Source organism: Castellaniella sp. (genome assembly GCF_041675725.1).
Lineage (GTDB): Bacteria > Pseudomonadota > Gammaproteobacteria > Burkholderiales > Burkholderiaceae_B > Castellaniella.
Map to the genome: position 1 here is coordinate 1 of NZ_JBAYTI010000026.1, position 15106 is coordinate 15106.

The window sequence follows — 15106 nt, forward strand, 5'->3', positions numbered from 1 at the left end:
CGGCGACGTTACTGGCCCAAGCCGTCGTATCCATGGGAGCGCTGACCTTGCCGGTATTGGCGCCGACATTGGGCGAGGTGCTGCGCGTCGACGCGTCATTGATTGGCTACCAGGTTAGTATCGTCTATGCCGGTGCCATGCTTAGCTCTGCAGTGGGTGGTCAGGTGGTGTTGCGGCTGGGTGCGTGCAGGGCCACTCAGGTTGCACTGGGGTGGGTAGGTATCGCTATGGTGCTCTCCATGGTGCCTCAGCTCTTTTTGCTGGCTATGGCGGCACTCTTCCTGGGCTTCGGCTATGGCGTGTCGAACCCGTCGGGAGCCCATTTGCTGGCACGTTTCACGCCTGCCGGTCGGCGCAACCTGATTTTTTCGCTGAAACAGACGGGTGTGCCGTTGGGCGGCATGGCGGCGGCCCTGGTGGCGCCCTATCTCGCTCACGCGTTTGATTGGCGGATCGCGCTGGCCTGTGTTCTTGTACTGGCTAGCTTGGGGCTTTTGCTCTTGCAGCCCGTGCGGCCTCATTGGGATGACGACCGTAACTCGGCTGCGACACAGCGGTCGCAACAGGGCTGGGCCCATGCCTTTGACGGTATTCGTCTGGTGTGGCGGCAGCGTGATTTGCGCTATTTGTCGTTGATGGCACTTTGTTTTGCCGGGGTGCAGCTGTGCCTCATGACCTTTACCGTGAGTTTTTTGGTCAAAGAGGCCGGCTATTCGCTGATCGATGCCGGGTTGCTGCTGTCTGCCGTACAGTTTGCGGGTGCGATTGGCCGGATCGGCTGGGGCTGGCTGGCGGACCGCTGGCATGCAAGTCGCGCGACCCTGCTGGTGTTGAGCATATGCATGCTGCTGTCTACCCTGGCCATCACACGAGTCGATCCCCAGTGGGAGGTATGGGCGATATCGGTGGCGTTTATCGTCATGGGGGCCACAGCCATTGGCTGGAACGGCGTTTTTCTGGCCGAGGTGGCTCGTCTTGCGCCCTCTGGCCAAGTCAGCACGGCGACAGGCGGTGCATTGTTCCTCACGTTTTCTGGGGTGTTGATGGGTCCGTCGCTGTTCGCTGCTACGTATGCTTATCTACGCAGTTACGCAGATACGTTTATTGTCGCCGCGGTGCTGGTGGCGCTGGGCTTGGCGTTTCTACTTGGCAGTCACCGGCCGCTCATTCGTGGAGCTCGCGCGCCGCTTCGGTAGCGTCGGTATCCGTCTCGGTCTCGGCTTTCTGCTTTTCGATCACCTTGCCCGCCAGGATGCCGATTTCATAGAGCAGGCACAGGGGCAGCGCCAGCAGGATCTGGCTGAGGACGTCGGGTGGCGTGACGATGGCCGCCAGCACGAAGGCGCCCACGATCACGTAGCCGCGCACCTCGCGCAGCTTCTTGACCGACACCATGCCGGTCTTGACCAGGAGGATGACCGCGATCGGAACTTCGAAGGTGACGCCAAAGGCGATGAACAGCGTCAGCACGAAGTTGACGTAGGCTTCGATATCCGGCGCCGGGGTGATCGACTCGGGCGCGAAATTGGCGATGAAGCTGAAGACCGTGTGGAACACCACGAAATAGCAGAACGCCATGCCCAGCAGGAACAGCAGCGTGCTGGAAACGATCAGGGGCAGCGCCAGGCGTTGTTCGTGCCGGTACAGCCCAGGGGCCACGAAGGCCCAGGCCTGGTACAGCACATAGGGCAGGGCCAGCACGAAGGCCGCCAGCAGCGTGACTTTGATGGGCACCATGAACGGTGTGATCACCCCCGTGGCGATCATGCGCGTGCCCTGGGGCAACGAGGCCAGCATCGGCTGTGCGAGCACGTCATAGATGGCCGACGGACCCGGATACAGGAACAGCGCCACGAAGATCAGCAGCACGCCCGCAACGGCCCGCATGAGCCGCGAACGCAGCTCGATCAGGTGCGATATGAAGGTATCGGAGGACGAATCAGAGGCGTCGGTCATTCGAGCTTGGCAACAGGTTCTGCGGGCACTGGAGCAGCGGGCGCGGCCCCGGCCGGCAAGACGGGGGGCGGCGTGGCGGCGCTCGGCGCATCGGTGGGGGGCGCGGCCGCTCCGGTGCTGGGGGCTGCCGGCCCGTCGGGTTCGGCAGCCGCGGGGTCAGCTGCCGGATCAGCCGCCGAATCAGCCGCCGAATCAGCTGCCGCGGGGTCAGCCGCCGGATCTGCGGGGTCCGGCGTCAGTGTGGCTTTTACGTCCAGCGCCTTGCGGGCCTGCTCGAGGCTGTCTTTCAGCGCCTGGGTCGGTTCGGTGACGCTGGCCTTGAGTTCTTCGACCGATGACGTCATGGAAGATTTCACTGATTGCGCGGCATCCTGCATCTGGTTTTTGATGTCGCTGATTTCCTTCAGGTCGACCTCTTTTTGGATGTCGGCCTTGACCTCGTTCACATAGCGCTGTGCACGCCCCAGCAGATGGCCGACCGTACGGGCCACCTTGGGCAGGCGTTCGGGGCCGATCACGATCAGCGCGATCACGCCGATCAGCATCAGCTCGCTGAAACTGATATCAAACATGGTGAGGCGGGCGGCTGGGCATCAGGTAGACGGCGCGCCGTACTGGCCCGATCCGGACGGGTGGGCCAGCCAGGCGCCGTGCAGAGTGTGGGTCAAGTGTCCGATTTCTCGCGGGCCTGTACATCCACGGTCTGGTCATCGCTGACTTGTTGCGTGACGGCCGGCTTGGGGGCTTCGTCTTCGGCGTCTTTCATGCCTTTCTTGAAGCCCTTGACGGCGCCGCCCAGGTCTTCGCCCACGTTGCGCAATTTTTTGGTGCCGAAGATCAGGGCCACGATGACCAGAACGATCAGCCAGTGCCAGATGCTGAAACTACCCATGAAGACTCCTTATGCAGCGGGTGCCGCGCGTTTGGACCAGGGACGGGCGCCGCCCAGGATATGAAAATGCAGGTGATCGATTTCTTGCCCGCCTTCGGTGCCGTTGTTGACCACCAGGCGAAACCCCCCTTCGGGCAGGGGACTGCTGCCGTTTTCGCGCGCCAGCTGCGGCACCAGCCGCAGCATGCGTGCCGTCCAGGCGGCATCGGCGTCGGTCAGGTCGGCCAAGGTGACCACATGGCGCTTGGGGATAAGCAAAATGTGTACTGGCGCCATGGGGTTGATGTCGTGAAAGGCGATGAATTCGTCGTCTTCGTAGACGACTTTGGCTGGGATCTCGTGCCGGGCGATCTTGCAGAACAGACAATCTTGACTCATGAGGGCTCACTGTTGCCGGGCCGTACCGTGACCCGCTCAATCTCGTATCTTGCCATATTTTTGTGTCGGCTGGGTTGGGTGTGTGCAGCGACCCGAGGGTATGTCCCAGTACCCCGATCGTATCCAAAATCGTATACATTTGCTTTGGGGGCTTTGGCCATCCTCATCCGTCTCGTCCACACAATAGGTGTTCACGCACTATGGCACATCCTTCGAAAAACGATACCCACGTTGCAGTCATCGGCGCAGGGAACGTCGGTATTGCCGTGGCCTACTACTTGGCGACAGAGCACGGGCTCGAAGACATCGTGCTGCTGGATCCGCTGCCGCCCATGAGCCTGACGTCGGCGCAATCCGGCGAGAACTACCGCGACTGGTGGCCCCATGCCATCATGACGGCGTTCACCAGCCGGTCCATCACCCTGATGGAACAGATCGAGCAGGCCAGTCCGGGCATCATCGGCATGACGCGCGGCGGCTATGCGCTGGCAACGCGCCAGGCAGACCCCGCTGCGCTGGTCGAGAATCTGCGTGAAACTTATGCGGGCATATCGGAAGACATCCGCGTCCACGACCACCGGTTGTCCGGTTATCAGTTTGACCGGGCCTGCGCCTGGCCAGAGGCGCCCGGCGGGGTCGACGTCATTCTCGGCGCCGGCCCGGTTCATGAGGCATTCCCCGAATTCTCTCCCGACATCCTGTCGGTGGTTCACATCCGCCGGGCGGGGTCGATCAACGCGCGCGATCTCGGCCAGTTCATGTTGTCCGCCTTGAAATCAAGAAACGTCGAAGTCCGCCAGGGCAAGGTGGTCGCCATCGCGCATTCCGGCAAATATCACCTGGACGTCCTGGGGGCCGATGGCACCGTGCAGACACTGGCCGCCGAATCGGTGGTGAACGCGGCCGGGCCGTATGCCGATGAAATCGCAAAAATGCTGGGGCAGGACCTCCCCATCTACAACGTATATCAGCAAAAAATCGCCTTTGACGACGTATTGCAGGTCATCCCGCGCGACATGCCCTTTTCCATCGACATCGATGGCCAAACCCTGGCCTGGACCGAGGAAGAAAAAGCGCTTTTGCGGGATGATCCAGAGATGCGGCACTGGCTGGAGCCCATGCCCGGCAATATCCATTGTCGTCCGGACGGCCCAAGATCCGGCACGCGGATCAAATTGGGCTGGGCGTACAACAAGAAGAAATCGGATGTCCACGACGGCGAGCCCCTGGACGGCCAGTTTCCTGAATTCGTCCTCAGGGGCGCGAGCCGCCTGCATCCTGGCCTGAAAAACTATCTGGCTGCGCTGCCTGCGCCGCTCAGCCATTATGGCGGCTATTACACGATGAACGACGAAAACCTGCCGCTGATCGGGCCCCTGGACGGGCAGGGCGCATTCATGGCGATCGCGTTGTCCGGCTATGGCACCATGGGGGCCTGCGCGGCGGGATCGCTGTGCGCATCCTGGGTCGCCGGGAAACAGGTTTCGCGCCTCGAGGCCAACTTGTCCCTGGCGCGCTACCAGGATCCAGCCCTGATGGCAGAGATACAGAAGCAGGGCCAGGGGGAATTATGACGGATAGCGATTCTGCAAGAACCGGCCTGGCCTCTACGGGCCTGGCGTCCGGCACCCGGACCATCGTGCATGATCTCCGGAACAAAATCCTGGATGGTATATTGCCGCCGAATCTCCAGCTTTTGCAGTCCGAAATCGCGGGGCAGTACGGCGTCAGCCGGATACCTGTCCGCGAGGCGCTGAATCAGCTCAAGGCCGAAGGCCTGGTGACGTTCAAGAAAAACCGGGGCGCATTCGTGGCAAGCGCCACCCTGGACGAGCTGTATGAGTCGTTTGATATCCGCATTGCGCTTGAAACCTACGCCTTGCGCCTGGCCGTTCCAAAATATACGGCAGACGACCTGAAAGAACTCGAATCGATCATCGATGAGTACGATGAAAGCATCAGCCCGCGTGCCTGGCGCGACCTGAACCTGCGCTTTCATCTGGCCTTGTATGCGCCCTGTGCCAGGCCGCGCTTGCTCAAGCTGATCGAAGACAACGTACTCTCGAACGACCGCTTCGTGCGCACGTACGTTTCGCTGATCTCGGGCAAGACCGAGCCGCAGAAGGATCACCACAAGATACTGGACGCCTGTGCCGCGGGCGACGTGAGCCTGGCCGTCCGTATTCTGGAAGATCACATCAATGCTACCAGGAGGGCTTTGCTGAACAGCAATCAAGAGTTGTATTCGGTTCATTCCGGTTTTTGACACAAGCACGGAATTCAGGCACGTATTCACGGAATTCAGACACGTATTATCCGGAGGTATCACAATGTCCAAATATAAAAAGCTGACGTCGGCTGTTTCGCTGGTTCTTTCCTCGGCATTTCTTGCGGCGACCACGCTGTATGCGGTCGCCGCGCATGCCGAAACCTTCCCCGAAGGCAGCAAAATGGCCCAGCTGGCCAAGGCGGGCACCATCAAGGTCGGCACCCAGAGCCAGTATCCGCTGGTGGGTTTCCAGTCCTTCGATGGCTATACGGGATTCGACATAGAAATCGCCAAGCTCATTGCCGGCAAGCTGGGGATCGCCGCCGACAAGGTCGAGTTCGTTCCGGTCACGACCTCGACACGCGAGCCGTTTTTGTCGGAATCCAAGGTCGACATGATTCTGGCCGCGTATACGATCAACCCGGAAAACCAGAAGGTGGTCGATTTTGCCGGCCCGTACTACATTACGCCGAACTCCATCATGGTGCCCAAGGGCAATCCCCTCAACATATCGAAAATGGAAGATCTCAAGGGGCACAAGCTGTGTGTTCCGCTGGGGGCCGCCATTGTTCCCTACATCAAAGAGCACTACGCCTATCTCGCCGACAGTCTCGTCTATTTCGACTCGAGCGCGAAATGCGCAGAGGCGATCATCAATGGGCAGGTCGATGCCTCATCGACCGAAAACGCGATTCTCGCAGCCCTGGCGGCGCAACATGACGGCAAGCTCGAAGTCATCACGAGCATTCAGTATCGGCCGGGAGAATACGGGGTGGGTATCCAGAAGACGGATGACAAAGTATTCTGCAAGTGGATCAATCAGGCTCTGGATGAGATCTATGCCGATGGGTCGTGGGCCAAGGCGTATCAGGACACACTGGGAACCGTACTGTCCGGTCCGGTACCCACGCCGCCCGGCCCTGGCGGGACCTGCCGGTAAGCCGCATGCCTGCGGGCTCGCAAATGGTCGGGGGGTGTTGCAGGCGGGGGCGCGGCATGGCCGCGCCCTGCCGGGCGGGCATTCGCCCCGCGGGCGGGCACCGGTCGGATGACGTCCAGGCCCGGGGGCACCAGTGACCTTTTCAGCCATCACACTCACGGTGGGTACGGCGTTCCTGACGACGCTGTCGCTGACGCTGCTGACCATCCTCAGCTCGACTGCGCTGGGCGCCCTGCTGACGATCGGCTACATCCTTCCGGTGTCGCCGCTGCAAAAGACGGTGCAGGTCTATATCCATGTCATCCGCAACACCCCCCTGACCATCGTTTTTTTCCTGGTCGTCTTCGGGCTGCCGCAAGTCGGCCTGATCCTGCCGTTTTTCCCTTTTGCCTGGCTGGCACTCACGCTGTACACCGCAACCTTCGTGGCCGAAACCCTGCGCGCGGGCGTGCTGTCCGTGGCCATCGGCGAAGTCGAGGCCGCCCGTGCGCTGGGGCTGTCGTGGCACCAGCTGCTCACCAGCCTCATCCTGCCGCAGGCTGCGCGGTCCGTGGTGCCGCCCATGACCAGCAACTACATCGCCTTGTTGAAGAACACGTCCATCGCCAGCGCGTTCGGCGTTCTGGAGGCGACCGGGGTCATGGTCGAGATGGTGAATCAGAATAGCGGCTACGTCATCCAGATCATGATGCTGACGGCGGCGATCTACCTGGCGTTGTCCCTGGGGATCGGTCTGCTGGGCGATCTGGTCGAAAGGAAAATCCGGCTGACCCGATGAAACACACGCATTTGTTCGACAGCCCGGGCCCCCGTGGCCTGCGCCTCATCAGAATGGCCACGGCGGTCTGGGTGGCGGTGTTGTTGCTGATCGTCGCCTATGTGGTCTGGCGCCTCGATGCGCGCGGCCAGCTCGCACCGGGGAAATGGCTGCCGTTCGTCACGAACGTGAAGCTGCTGAAGTTCCTGGGCGAAGGGCTGTTGCAGACCTTGAGCGCGTCTTCGGTGGCGCTGGTGTTTTCGTTGCTGCTCGGGATCGTGCTGGCCGTCGGCCGCGCGCTTGGGCACCGGTTGCTGTCGCTGGCCATCGCGGCTTACGTCCAGGTGTTTCGCGGCATTCCGGTGCTGCTGAACATGCTGTTTCTTTTTCTGGGCGTGCCGCTCGTGTTGCGCCTGAACATTTCGGCCTATTCCGTCGTGGTCATTGCGCTCGTGCTGTATAACTCGGCAGTCATCGCAGAGATCGTCAGGGCAGGCATCGCCGCCCTGCCGTCGGGGCAGCGGTCGGCCTCGCTGGCGCTTGGCTTTTCCGAGTTCCAGACATTGAAATACATCCTGGTTCCGCAGGCGGTGCGCCTGATGATCCCCGCGCTGGTGAGCCAGTTCATCATCATCATCAAGGACAGCGCCCTTGGGTTCATCGTCGGGTTTCACGAACTGACGGCCAAGGCACAAAACGCAGCGCTCCAGCTGAGCAATCCACTGCAGACCTATATCGTCATCGGCATCGTGTACGTGGCGATCAACCTGCTGGTGGCTCACATAAGCAACTGGATCGCCAACAGAAAAACCAATACGGCGGGCTGATGAGCGATGCTTGCAGCGTACCGCGCATGGGGCACGACGACATGAGCGACATCATGGTAGAGCTTCGTGGGGTCGACAAATGGTATGGCGATTTCCATGTGCTCAAGAACATCAACCTGGCGATCGACCGCGGCCAGGTCGTGGTGGTGTGCGGGCCTTCCGGCTCGGGCAAATCGACGCTGTGCCGCACCATCAACCGGCTGGAAAGCATCGATCAGGGCAGCATCGTGATCGATGGCCGCGTGCTGCCCAGCGAAGGCAGGGCACTGCGCGAGCTGCGCGCCAATGTGGGCATGGTGTTCCAAAGCTTCAACCTGTTTTCGCACCTGACCGTGATCGAAAACATTACCCTGGCGCCGCGCAAGCTGCGCGGGGTCGCCAAGGAACAAGCGCGCCAGCATGCGCTGGCGCTGCTCGACAGCGTGGGGATCGCCTCTCAGGCCGACAAATATCCGGCCCAGCTCTCGGGGGGGCAGCAGCAACGCGCCGCCATTGCCCGGGCGCTGGCCATGCGTCCGGAAGTCATTTTGTTTGATGAGCCCACATCCGCGCTGGATCCCGAAATGGTCGGCGAAGTGCTGGAAGTCATGACGAAGCTGGCGGAAGAAGGCATGACCATGCTGGTCGTCACCCACGAAATGGGGTTCGCAAGAAAGGTGGCAGACAGGGTTCTGTTCATGGACGAGGGCGAAATCGTCGAGGACCGCAGTCCGTCCGACTTTTTCAACCAGCCTGAAACAGACCGGGCTCGAGCGTTCTTGAGCCGTATCCTATGACATGTGATTTTCAGGAAAGGGGCATAGATCAGACATGACGGCAAATTCCATAGCGGCAGACATCGTGGTGATGGGCGGGGGGGTGGTCGGCAGCGCGACGGCCTATTTCATCAAGCATCTGAATCCGGCCAGCGTGGTGACCGTGGTCGAGCCCGATCCGACGTACGAATATGCTTCATCGACGCTGTCTTCGGGGGGGTGCCGGGTCCAGTTCACTGCGCCGGAAAATATCGATATGTCCCTGTACAGCATCGATTTCATCAAGACGTTCCCGGACCGAATGCGCACGGCGCACCATGAGGCCCACGTAGACTGGGTCGAAGGGGGGTACTTGTTCATCGTGCCCGCAGAGGTGGCCGATCAGCTCGAGCGCAACGTACAGCATCAGGTGGCCAGGGGGGCGGTGGTCGATCTGCTGGACCAGAAAGCGCTCAAGGAGACGTTCCCGGCCATGCATGTGGATGACCTGGCATTGGGCGCCCACAGCCCGCACGACGGCTGGTGCGACCCCAACGGCCTGTTGTGGGGGTTCCGGCACAAGGCCGAAGCGCTGGGCGCGGTGTACCTGGGCAGCAAGGTCGTGGGTGCGGACGTGGGCGCATCGAGGATCCGTTCGATCCAGTTGCAGGATGGCACCCGGATTCGGGCTGACGCGTATGTGAATGCGACGGGGGCGTGGTCGGGCGAGGTCGCCCGGCTGTTCGGGATGCACCTGCCCATCAGTCCGATGCGCCGTTTCGAACATTACTTCACCGCGGGCAGCGCCATCGGCCCTTTACCTTATGTCAAGGATCTGGCCCGCCTGGCGTTCCGGTCCGAAGGGCCGGGTTACTCGGGCGGCCTGGTCGACGGCAGCGAAACGCGCGGATTCAACTTCGATGTCGACCACGGTTACTTCGAGAGAACCGTATGGCCGGCGCTGGCCCATCGGTTTCCTGCGTTCGAGGCCACCCGGTGCCACAGAACCTGGGCCGGGCTGTACGAGGTCAACGAGCTGGACGGGAACCCCGTCATTGGCGCCTGGAACACGCGCCTGCCGGATTTGTATACGGTCGCCGGGTTTTCCGGGCACGGCATGATGCACGCGCCGGCTGCGGCGATGGCAGTGGCAGAATTGATCACGTACGGCGAGTACCGCACCCTGGACCTGTCGCGCCTGGGATACGAACGGGTAGAGCGTTCGGCACCCTACCCCGAGCTGGGGATCCTGTGAGCCCCGGCCAGGGATTGCGATCAGCCCTTCGGCCGCGCGGCCTTTTCCGCCAGCCCTGACAGCCCTTCGCGCCGGGCGAGCTCGGCGAGCACGTCTTCGGGGCGCAGGCCCTGGGCGCTGAGCGCCACCAGGCAGTGGAACCAGAGATCGGCGGTTTCGGCCACGACGCGCTCGGGCTGGCCGTCCTTGACCGCCATCACCAGTTCGGTGGCCTCTTCGCCGATCTTCTTTAGGTAGGCATCCGGGCCCTTGGCCAGCAGCCGCGCGGTGTAGGACGTGGCTGGATCGCCGCCGCGCGCCGGGTGGCGGCTGGCCAGCGTATCGGCCAGACGCGCCAGCGTGGCGTCGGTGCCTTGGGGGGCCGGTTGGTTCGCTGGCTGGTGCGCCGGCGCCGCCCCGTAGATCTCGGCGGGATCTTTCAGTACGGGATCGGTGCTGGCCCAGTGCACGCCCGTGGCGTTGGGCGTGGCGCCGTCGCCCGCCGGCAGAGCCGCGCCGCCCGCCGCCTGCAGCTGCCGGTAGAAGCAGCGCGCCCGGCCCGTGTGGCAGGCCATGCCGCCCGCCTGGTGCACTTGCAGCAGCAGTACGTCGCCATCGCAATCCAGGCGGATGTCGTGCACCTGCTGCACGTGGCCCGAGCGTTCGCCCTTGCGCCACAGGCGCTGGCGCGAGCGCGAATAGTACACCGCCTGGCCGGTGCGCACGGTTTCCTGGACGGCGGCGGCGTCCATCCAGGCCACCATCAGCACCTGGCCGCTGGCCGCGTCCTGGGCGATGGCCGGGATCAGCCCCTGCGCATCGAAGCGCAGGTCGGCCAGCCAGGCGGGTGGGCGGGAATCGGGTGCGCTCATGCCGCCCCCGGGGCGCGGGTCTCGCGCACGCGGATGCCTTGCGCAGCCAGGTAGGCCTTGGCCTCGCCCACGGTGTGCTGGCCGAAGTGGAAGATGCTGGCCGCCAGCACCGCGCTGGCGTGCCCTTTCAGGATGCCGTCGGCCAGGTGCTGCAGCGTGCCCACACCGCCCGAGGCGATGACGGGCACCGGCACCGCATCGGCCACGGCGCGGGTCAGTTCGAGATCGAAGCCGGCTTTGGTGCCGTCGCGATCCATGCTGGTGAGCAGCAATTCGCCCGCGCCCGCCGCGGCCATGCGCTGCGCCCATTGCACGGCGTCCAGCCCCGTGGCGCGCTGGCCGCCGTGGGTGAAGACCTCCCAGCGCGCGGGTTCGCCCGCCGCCGATACCCGGCGCGCATCGATGGCCACCACCAGGCATTGCGCACCATGATGGCGCGAGATCTCTTCGATGAGCGCGGGCCGTGCCACGGCGGCGCTGTTGACCGAGACCTTGTCGGCCCCGGCATCCAGCAGGCGCTGCACGTCGCCCAGCTGGCGTACGCCGCCGCCCACCGTGAGCGGAATGAACACCTGGCGGGCCACGGCCTCGATTACCGGCAGGATCAGGTCGCGGTCTTCGGTGCTGGCGGTGATGTCCAGGAAAGTGAGCTCGTCGGCGCCCTGTTCGTCATAGCGGCGCGCGATCTCGACCGGATCGCCGGCATCGGCCAGGTTGACGAAATTCACCCCCTTGACCACGCGCCCGGCGTTCACGTCCAGGCAGGGGATGATGCGGCAGCACAGGGTGGAATCGGCCGGCCCGGATACGGCGGCCGTCATGCCGGGCCCCCGCCGCACAGCGTATCGGCCAATGCCTGCGCCTGGGCGAAATCCAGCGTGCCTTCGTACAGGCTGCGCCCCAGGATGGCGCCCTCGATGCCGTCGCCGGCCGCGGCGCACAGGGCGCGGATGTCGTCTATGCCGTGCACCCCGCCCGAGGCGAAAATGGGGATGCGCACCTGCTGCGCGAGGCGCACCGTGGCCTCGATGTTGACGCCCGAGAGCATGCCGTCGCGCCCGATATCGGTGTAGATGATGGCTTCGACCCCCTGGTCTTCGAGCTTGGTGGCCAGATCCAGTACGTCGTGGCGCGTGAGCTTGGACCAGCCGTCGGTGGCCACCTTGCCGTCGCGGGCATCGAGGCCCACGATGATGTGGCCGGGGAACGCCGTGCAGGCGTCGCTCAGGAAGCCTGGGTCTTTCACGGCCGCCGTGCCGATGATCACGTAGGAAATGCCGCTGTCCAGGTAATCTTCGACCGTATCCAGGTCGCGGATGCCGCCGCCGATCTGGATGGGGATGTCGTCGTCGAGCGCGTCCACGATGGCCTCGATGGCGGCCCGGTTGCGTGGCCGGCCGGCCACGGCGCCGTTCAGGTCGACCAGATGCAGCCGCCGCGCGCCCTGGTCCAGCCACTGCAGGGCCATGGCGGCGGGATCGTCGGAAAACACGGTGGCGTCGCCCAGATCACCTTGGCGCAGCCGCACGCAGTGCCCGTCTTTGAGGTCTATGGCGGGAATGAGAAGCATGGTTTTGATAATGAAAGTGAAAATGGATGCGGCGGGCCCGCGTCAGGGCTGCCAGCGTATGAAGTTATCGTACAGGCGCAAGCCGGGGCGTGCACTCTTTTCTGGATGAAACTGTACGGCAAAAATATTGTCGACTGCAATCGCACAACAAAACGGGCCGCCATATCGACTGCATCCCTGGATCACGCGGGGGTCGGCCGGCTGGGCAAAATAGCTGTGTACGAAGTAGAACGGCGTATCCTGCGCGATGCCCCGCCACATTGCGTGGGGGTGCAGCTGGTGCACCGCGTTCCAGCCCATGTGCGGGATCTTCAGCGCGGCGGGGGGCGTGCCCCCCGGGCCGGCGCCGGGGCCGGCGAACCCTGGCCCGCCAAAGCGCACCACGCGCCCGCGCAACAGGCCCAGGCCCGCCACCGGGCCTTCTTCGCTGGCCTCGAACAGCATCTGCTCGCCCACGCACACCCCCAGCAGCGGCTTGCTGCGGGCCGCATCCAGCAGCGCTTCGAGCAGGCCCGAGGCGCGCAGCGTCTGCATGCAGTCTGGCATGGCGCCCTGGCCCGGCAGCACCACGCGGTCGGCTGCGCGGATGTCGGCGGCCTGGCGGGCCATGTGGATGGTTTGACCCGGCGCCACCGCGCGCAGTGCGCGCGCCACCGAGTGGAAATTGCCCATGCCGTAATCCACGATGGCGATGCGGCCCATGATGGCTTACAGCGCCCCCTTGGTGGAGGGGATGGCGCCGCCCGCGCGCGCGTCGACCTCGAGCGCCATGCGCAGAGCCCGACCGAACGCCTTGAAGATGGTTTCGCACTGGTGGTGCGCGTTTTCGCCGCGCAGATTGTCGATGTGCACCGTGGCGGCCGCGTGGTTGACGAAGCCCTGGAAGAATTCGCGCGCCAGATCGACGTCGAACTGGCCGATGCGCGCGCGGGCGTAGTCCACGTGGTAGTACAGCCCGGGGCGCCCGGACAGGTCGATCACCACCCGCGACAGGGATTCGTCGAGCGGCACGTAGGCATGCCCGTAGCGCCGCAGGCCCGCCTTGTTGCCCACCGCCTGGGCCAGTGCCTGGCCCAGCGTGATGCCCACGTCTTCGACGCTGTGATGGTCGTCGATGTGTGTATCGCCGTCGCAATGGATGTCGAGGTCGATGAGGCCGTGGCGCGCGATCTGGTCGAGCATGTGGTCCAGGAACGGCACGCCCGTATCCAGCGTGCGCTGGCCGGTGCCATCCAGATTCAGGTTCACGCGGATGCGGGTTTCGTTGGTATTGCGTTCTACACTGGCAGTACGAGGGCTCATGAGGGGGTCAGGGCTCCGTGAAAAGGCGGCGGGTGATGGGTGCCCACCATGGGGGTCAGGACGGCGTGTGCAGGCGCAGCCGCGCACTGGCCGCATGCGCGGGCAGGCCTTCGCCGCGCGCCAGCGTGTCGGCGATCTGCCCCAGCGTCTGCGCCCCGGCGGACGAGACCTGGATCAGGCTGCTGCGTTTTTGGAAATCGTACACGCCCAGCGGCGAGGAGAACCGCGCCGTGCGCGACGTGGGCAGCACGTGGTTGGGCCCTGCGCAGTAATCGCCCAGCGCCTCGGAACTGTACGCGCCCAGGAAAATCGCCCCCGCGTGGCGGATCTGCGGCAGCAGCGCCTGGGGATCGCGCACCGAGAGCTCGAGGTGCTCGGGTGCGATGCGGTTGACCAGCTCGCAGGCGTGGGCGAGGTCGCGCACCTGGATCAGGGCCCCGCGCCCGGCCAGGCTCTGGCGCAGAATGTCCAGCCGTGGCTGTTCGGGCAGCAGGCGCGCGATGGCCGCATGAACGGCGTCCAGGTAGGCGGCATCGGGGCACAGCAGGATGGCCTGGGCGAGCTCGTCGTGCTCGGCCTGCGAGAAGAGGTCCATGGCCAGCCATTCGGGCCGCGTGCTGCCGTCGGCCACGATGAGGATTTCGGACGGCCCGGCGATCATGTCGATGCCCACGGTGCCGAACACCCGCCGCTTGGCCTCGGCCACATAGGCATTGCCCGGGCCGGTGATTTTGTCGACCGCGGGCACGGTGGCGGTGCCATAGGCCAGCGCCGCCACGGCCTGGGCGCCGCCCAGGGCAAAAAGGCGATCGGCCCCGCCCACGGCGGCGGCGGCCAGCACTAGCGCGTTGCGTTCGCCCCCCGGGGTGGGCGTAACCATGATGAGCTCGGGCACCCCGGCCACCTTGGCCGGGATGGCGTTCATCAGCACCGACGACGGGTACGCGGCCTTGCCCCCGGGCACATACAGGCCGACCCGGTCGAGCGGCGTGACCTGCTGGCCCAGCATCGTGCCGTCGGCCTCGGTGTACGTCCAGGTATGGGCCACCTGGCGTTCGTGATAGCTGCGGATGCGGTCGGCCGCGGCCTGCAGCGCGGCGCGCTGTGCGGGCGGCAGGGCCTGCAGGGCGGCCCGGCAGTCGGCCAGGGGGATTTCGAGCTCGGCCACCGTGGCGGCCTTGACGTGATCGAAGCGCTGCGTGTATTCCAGTACCGCGGCATCGCCGCGGCTGCGGACCTGCTGCAAAATGGTGCGTACCGCGGTCTCGATGGCTTCGTCTTGCGCGGCCTCGCGATCGAGCAGCCGCGCCAGGGTGGCGTCGAACCCGGGGGCCTGGGCATCCAGGCGGTGAATCAGGGACATGGCGAAGGCAAT

The 15106-nt window shown here is 64.3% G+C and carries 18 protein-coding genes; 8 read left to right on the forward strand and 10 right to left on the reverse strand.

What is annotated here, in order from left to right; genetic code table 11:
• A partial coding sequence (locus WCZ84_RS07060; RefSeq protein ID WP_372685558.1) for an MFS transporter occupies positions 1-1196 on the forward strand: 1196 nt, incomplete at its 5' end.
• Here the strand turns inward: WCZ84_RS07060 and tatC are convergent.
• The 4 genes from tatC to WCZ84_RS07080 form a co-directional block, all read right to left on the reverse strand.
• Positions 1165-1956 (reverse strand): twin-arginine translocase subunit TatC, encoded by a 792-nt coding sequence (gene tatC, locus WCZ84_RS07065; RefSeq protein WP_372685559.1) that lies wholly within the window; start codon positions 1954-1956, stop codon positions 1165-1167. The genes WCZ84_RS07060 and tatC overlap by 32 nt on opposite strands.
• Positions 1953-2528, reverse strand: a complete 576-nt coding sequence (gene tatB, locus WCZ84_RS07070; protein ID WP_372685560.1) for a Sec-independent protein translocase protein TatB — start codon at positions 2526-2528, stop codon at positions 1953-1955. The genes tatC and tatB overlap by 4 nt, the downstream gene beginning before the upstream one ends.
• Before the next feature lie 92 nt (positions 2529-2620).
• Positions 2621-2848 carry a Sec-independent protein translocase subunit TatA gene (gene tatA / locus WCZ84_RS07075; protein ID WP_372685561.1) on the reverse strand — a complete coding sequence of 76 codons (228 nt, stop codon included), beginning with the start codon at positions 2846-2848 and terminating at the stop codon, positions 2621-2623.
• Positions 2849-2857: 9 nt separating this feature from the next.
• Positions 2858-3226, reverse strand: coding sequence for a histidine triad nucleotide-binding protein (locus tag WCZ84_RS07080; protein ID WP_372685562.1), 369 nt, complete (start codon positions 3224-3226; stop codon positions 2858-2860).
• Positions 3227-3426: 200 nt separating this feature from the next.
• On the opposite strand from WCZ84_RS07080, the gene WCZ84_RS07085 reads away from it, so the two are divergent.
• The 7 genes from WCZ84_RS07085 (at position 3427) to WCZ84_RS07115 (ending at position 10008) form a co-directional block, all read left to right on the forward strand.
• Positions 3427-4800, forward strand: coding sequence for an NAD(P)/FAD-dependent oxidoreductase (locus WCZ84_RS07085; protein WP_372685563.1), 1374 nt, complete (start codon positions 3427-3429; stop codon positions 4798-4800).
• Positions 4797-5492: a GntR family transcriptional regulator gene (locus WCZ84_RS07090; protein ID WP_372685564.1), complete on the forward strand. Its 696-nt coding sequence runs from the start codon at positions 4797-4799 to the stop codon at positions 5490-5492. The genes WCZ84_RS07085 and WCZ84_RS07090 overlap by 4 nt, the downstream gene beginning before the upstream one ends.
• 64 nt (positions 5493-5556) lie before the next feature.
• The gene (locus tag WCZ84_RS07095; protein ID WP_372685565.1) at positions 5557-6435 is read left to right on the forward strand and encodes a transporter substrate-binding domain-containing protein; all 879 of its coding nucleotides are present in this window, start codon (positions 5557-5559) and stop codon (positions 6433-6435) included.
• A 133-nt stretch (positions 6436-6568) separates the two neighbouring features.
• Complete coding sequence (locus WCZ84_RS07100) at positions 6569-7213, forward strand: amino acid ABC transporter permease (RefSeq protein WP_372685566.1); 645 nt, start codon at positions 6569-6571, stop codon at positions 7211-7213.
• Positions 7210-8019 carry an amino acid ABC transporter permease gene (locus WCZ84_RS07105; RefSeq protein WP_372685567.1) on the forward strand — a complete coding sequence of 270 codons (810 nt, stop codon included), beginning with the start codon at positions 7210-7212 and terminating at the stop codon, positions 8017-8019. The genes WCZ84_RS07100 and WCZ84_RS07105 overlap by 4 nt, the downstream gene beginning before the upstream one ends.
• A 53-nt stretch (positions 8020-8072) precedes the next feature.
• Complete coding sequence (locus WCZ84_RS07110) at positions 8073-8795, forward strand: amino acid ABC transporter ATP-binding protein (protein ID WP_372685602.1); 723 nt, start codon at positions 8073-8075, stop codon at positions 8793-8795.
• Between the two features lie 34 nt (positions 8796-8829).
• Positions 8830-10008 (forward strand): NAD(P)/FAD-dependent oxidoreductase, encoded by a 1179-nt coding sequence (locus tag WCZ84_RS07115; protein WP_372685568.1) that lies wholly within the window; start codon positions 8830-8832, stop codon positions 10006-10008.
• Between the two features lie 20 nt (positions 10009-10028).
• Here WCZ84_RS07115 and hisI read toward each other — a convergent pair whose 3' ends face one another.
• From hisI to hisD, 6 genes are read right to left on the reverse strand one after another with little or no spacing between them, the layout of a single operon-like run.
• Positions 10029-10859 carry a phosphoribosyl-AMP cyclohydrolase gene (hisI, locus tag WCZ84_RS07120; RefSeq protein WP_372685569.1) on the reverse strand — a complete coding sequence of 277 codons (831 nt, stop codon included), beginning with the start codon at positions 10857-10859 and terminating at the stop codon, positions 10029-10031.
• Positions 10856-11680 carry an imidazole glycerol phosphate synthase subunit HisF gene (hisF, locus tag WCZ84_RS07125; RefSeq protein ID WP_372685570.1) on the reverse strand — a complete coding sequence of 275 codons (825 nt, stop codon included), beginning with the start codon at positions 11678-11680 and terminating at the stop codon, positions 10856-10858. Before hisF ends, hisI begins: the two co-directional genes overlap by 4 nt.
• A complete protein-coding gene (gene hisA, locus WCZ84_RS07130) occupies positions 11677-12429 on the reverse strand; it encodes a 1-(5-phosphoribosyl)-5-[(5-phosphoribosylamino)methylideneamino]imidazole-4-carboxamide isomerase (protein ID WP_372685571.1) in 753 nt (250 codons plus the stop codon). Before hisA ends, hisF begins: the two co-directional genes overlap by 4 nt.
• 42 nt (positions 12430-12471) lie before the next feature.
• Positions 12472-13131 carry an imidazole glycerol phosphate synthase subunit HisH gene (gene hisH, locus WCZ84_RS07135; protein WP_372685572.1) on the reverse strand — a complete coding sequence of 220 codons (660 nt, stop codon included), beginning with the start codon at positions 13129-13131 and terminating at the stop codon, positions 12472-12474.
• A gap of 6 nt (positions 13132-13137) precedes the next feature.
• Complete coding sequence (gene hisB, locus WCZ84_RS07140; protein ID WP_372685573.1) at positions 13138-13731, reverse strand: imidazoleglycerol-phosphate dehydratase HisB; 594 nt, start codon at positions 13729-13731, stop codon at positions 13138-13140.
• Between the two features lie 55 nt (positions 13732-13786).
• Complete coding sequence (hisD, locus tag WCZ84_RS07145) at positions 13787-15094, reverse strand: histidinol dehydrogenase (RefSeq protein WP_372685574.1); 1308 nt, start codon at positions 15092-15094, stop codon at positions 13787-13789.
• Positions 15095-15106 lie beyond the last annotated feature (12 nt).

Coding starts and splice junctions, on each gene's coding strand:
- tatC (WP_372685559.1), bottom strand. CDS start 1,956: ATGACCGACGCCTCTGATTCGTCCTCCGATACCTTCATATCGCACCTG.
- tatB (WP_372685560.1), bottom strand. CDS start 2,528: ATGTTTGATATCAGTTTCAGCGAGCTGATGCTGATCGGCGTGATCGCG.
- tatA (WP_372685561.1), bottom strand. CDS start 2,848: ATGGGTAGTTTCAGCATCTGGCACTGGCTGATCGTTCTGGTCATCGTG.
- WCZ84_RS07080 (WP_372685562.1), bottom strand. CDS start 3,226: ATGAGTCAAGATTGTCTGTTCTGCAAGATCGCCCGGCACGAGATCCCA.
- WCZ84_RS07085 (WP_372685563.1), top strand. CDS start 3,427: ATGGCACATCCTTCGAAAAACGATACCCACGTTGCAGTCATCGGCGCA.
- WCZ84_RS07090 (WP_372685564.1), top strand. CDS start 4,797: ATGACGGATAGCGATTCTGCAAGAACCGGCCTGGCCTCTACGGGCCTG.
- WCZ84_RS07095 (WP_372685565.1), top strand. CDS start 5,557: ATGTCCAAATATAAAAAGCTGACGTCGGCTGTTTCGCTGGTTCTTTCC.
- WCZ84_RS07105 (WP_372685567.1), top strand. CDS start 7,210: ATGAAACACACGCATTTGTTCGACAGCCCGGGCCCCCGTGGCCTGCGC.
- WCZ84_RS07110 (WP_372685602.1), top strand. CDS start 8,073: ATGGTAGAGCTTCGTGGGGTCGACAAATGGTATGGCGATTTCCATGTG.
- WCZ84_RS07115 (WP_372685568.1), top strand. CDS start 8,830: ATGACGGCAAATTCCATAGCGGCAGACATCGTGGTGATGGGCGGGGGG.
- hisI (WP_372685569.1), bottom strand. CDS start 10,859: ATGAGCGCACCCGATTCCCGCCCACCCGCCTGGCTGGCCGACCTGCGC.
- hisF (WP_372685570.1), bottom strand. CDS start 11,680: ATGACGGCCGCCGTATCCGGGCCGGCCGATTCCACCCTGTGCTGCCGC.
- hisA (WP_372685571.1), bottom strand. CDS start 12,429: ATGCTTCTCATTCCCGCCATAGACCTCAAAGACGGGCACTGCGTGCGG.
- hisH (WP_372685572.1), bottom strand. CDS start 13,131: ATGGGCCGCATCGCCATCGTGGATTACGGCATGGGCAATTTCCACTCG.
- hisB (WP_372685573.1), bottom strand. CDS start 13,731: ATGAGCCCTCGTACTGCCAGTGTAGAACGCAATACCAACGAAACCCGC.
- hisD (WP_372685574.1), bottom strand. CDS start 15,094: ATGTCCCTGATTCACCGCCTGGATGCCCAGGCCCCCGGGTTCGACGCC.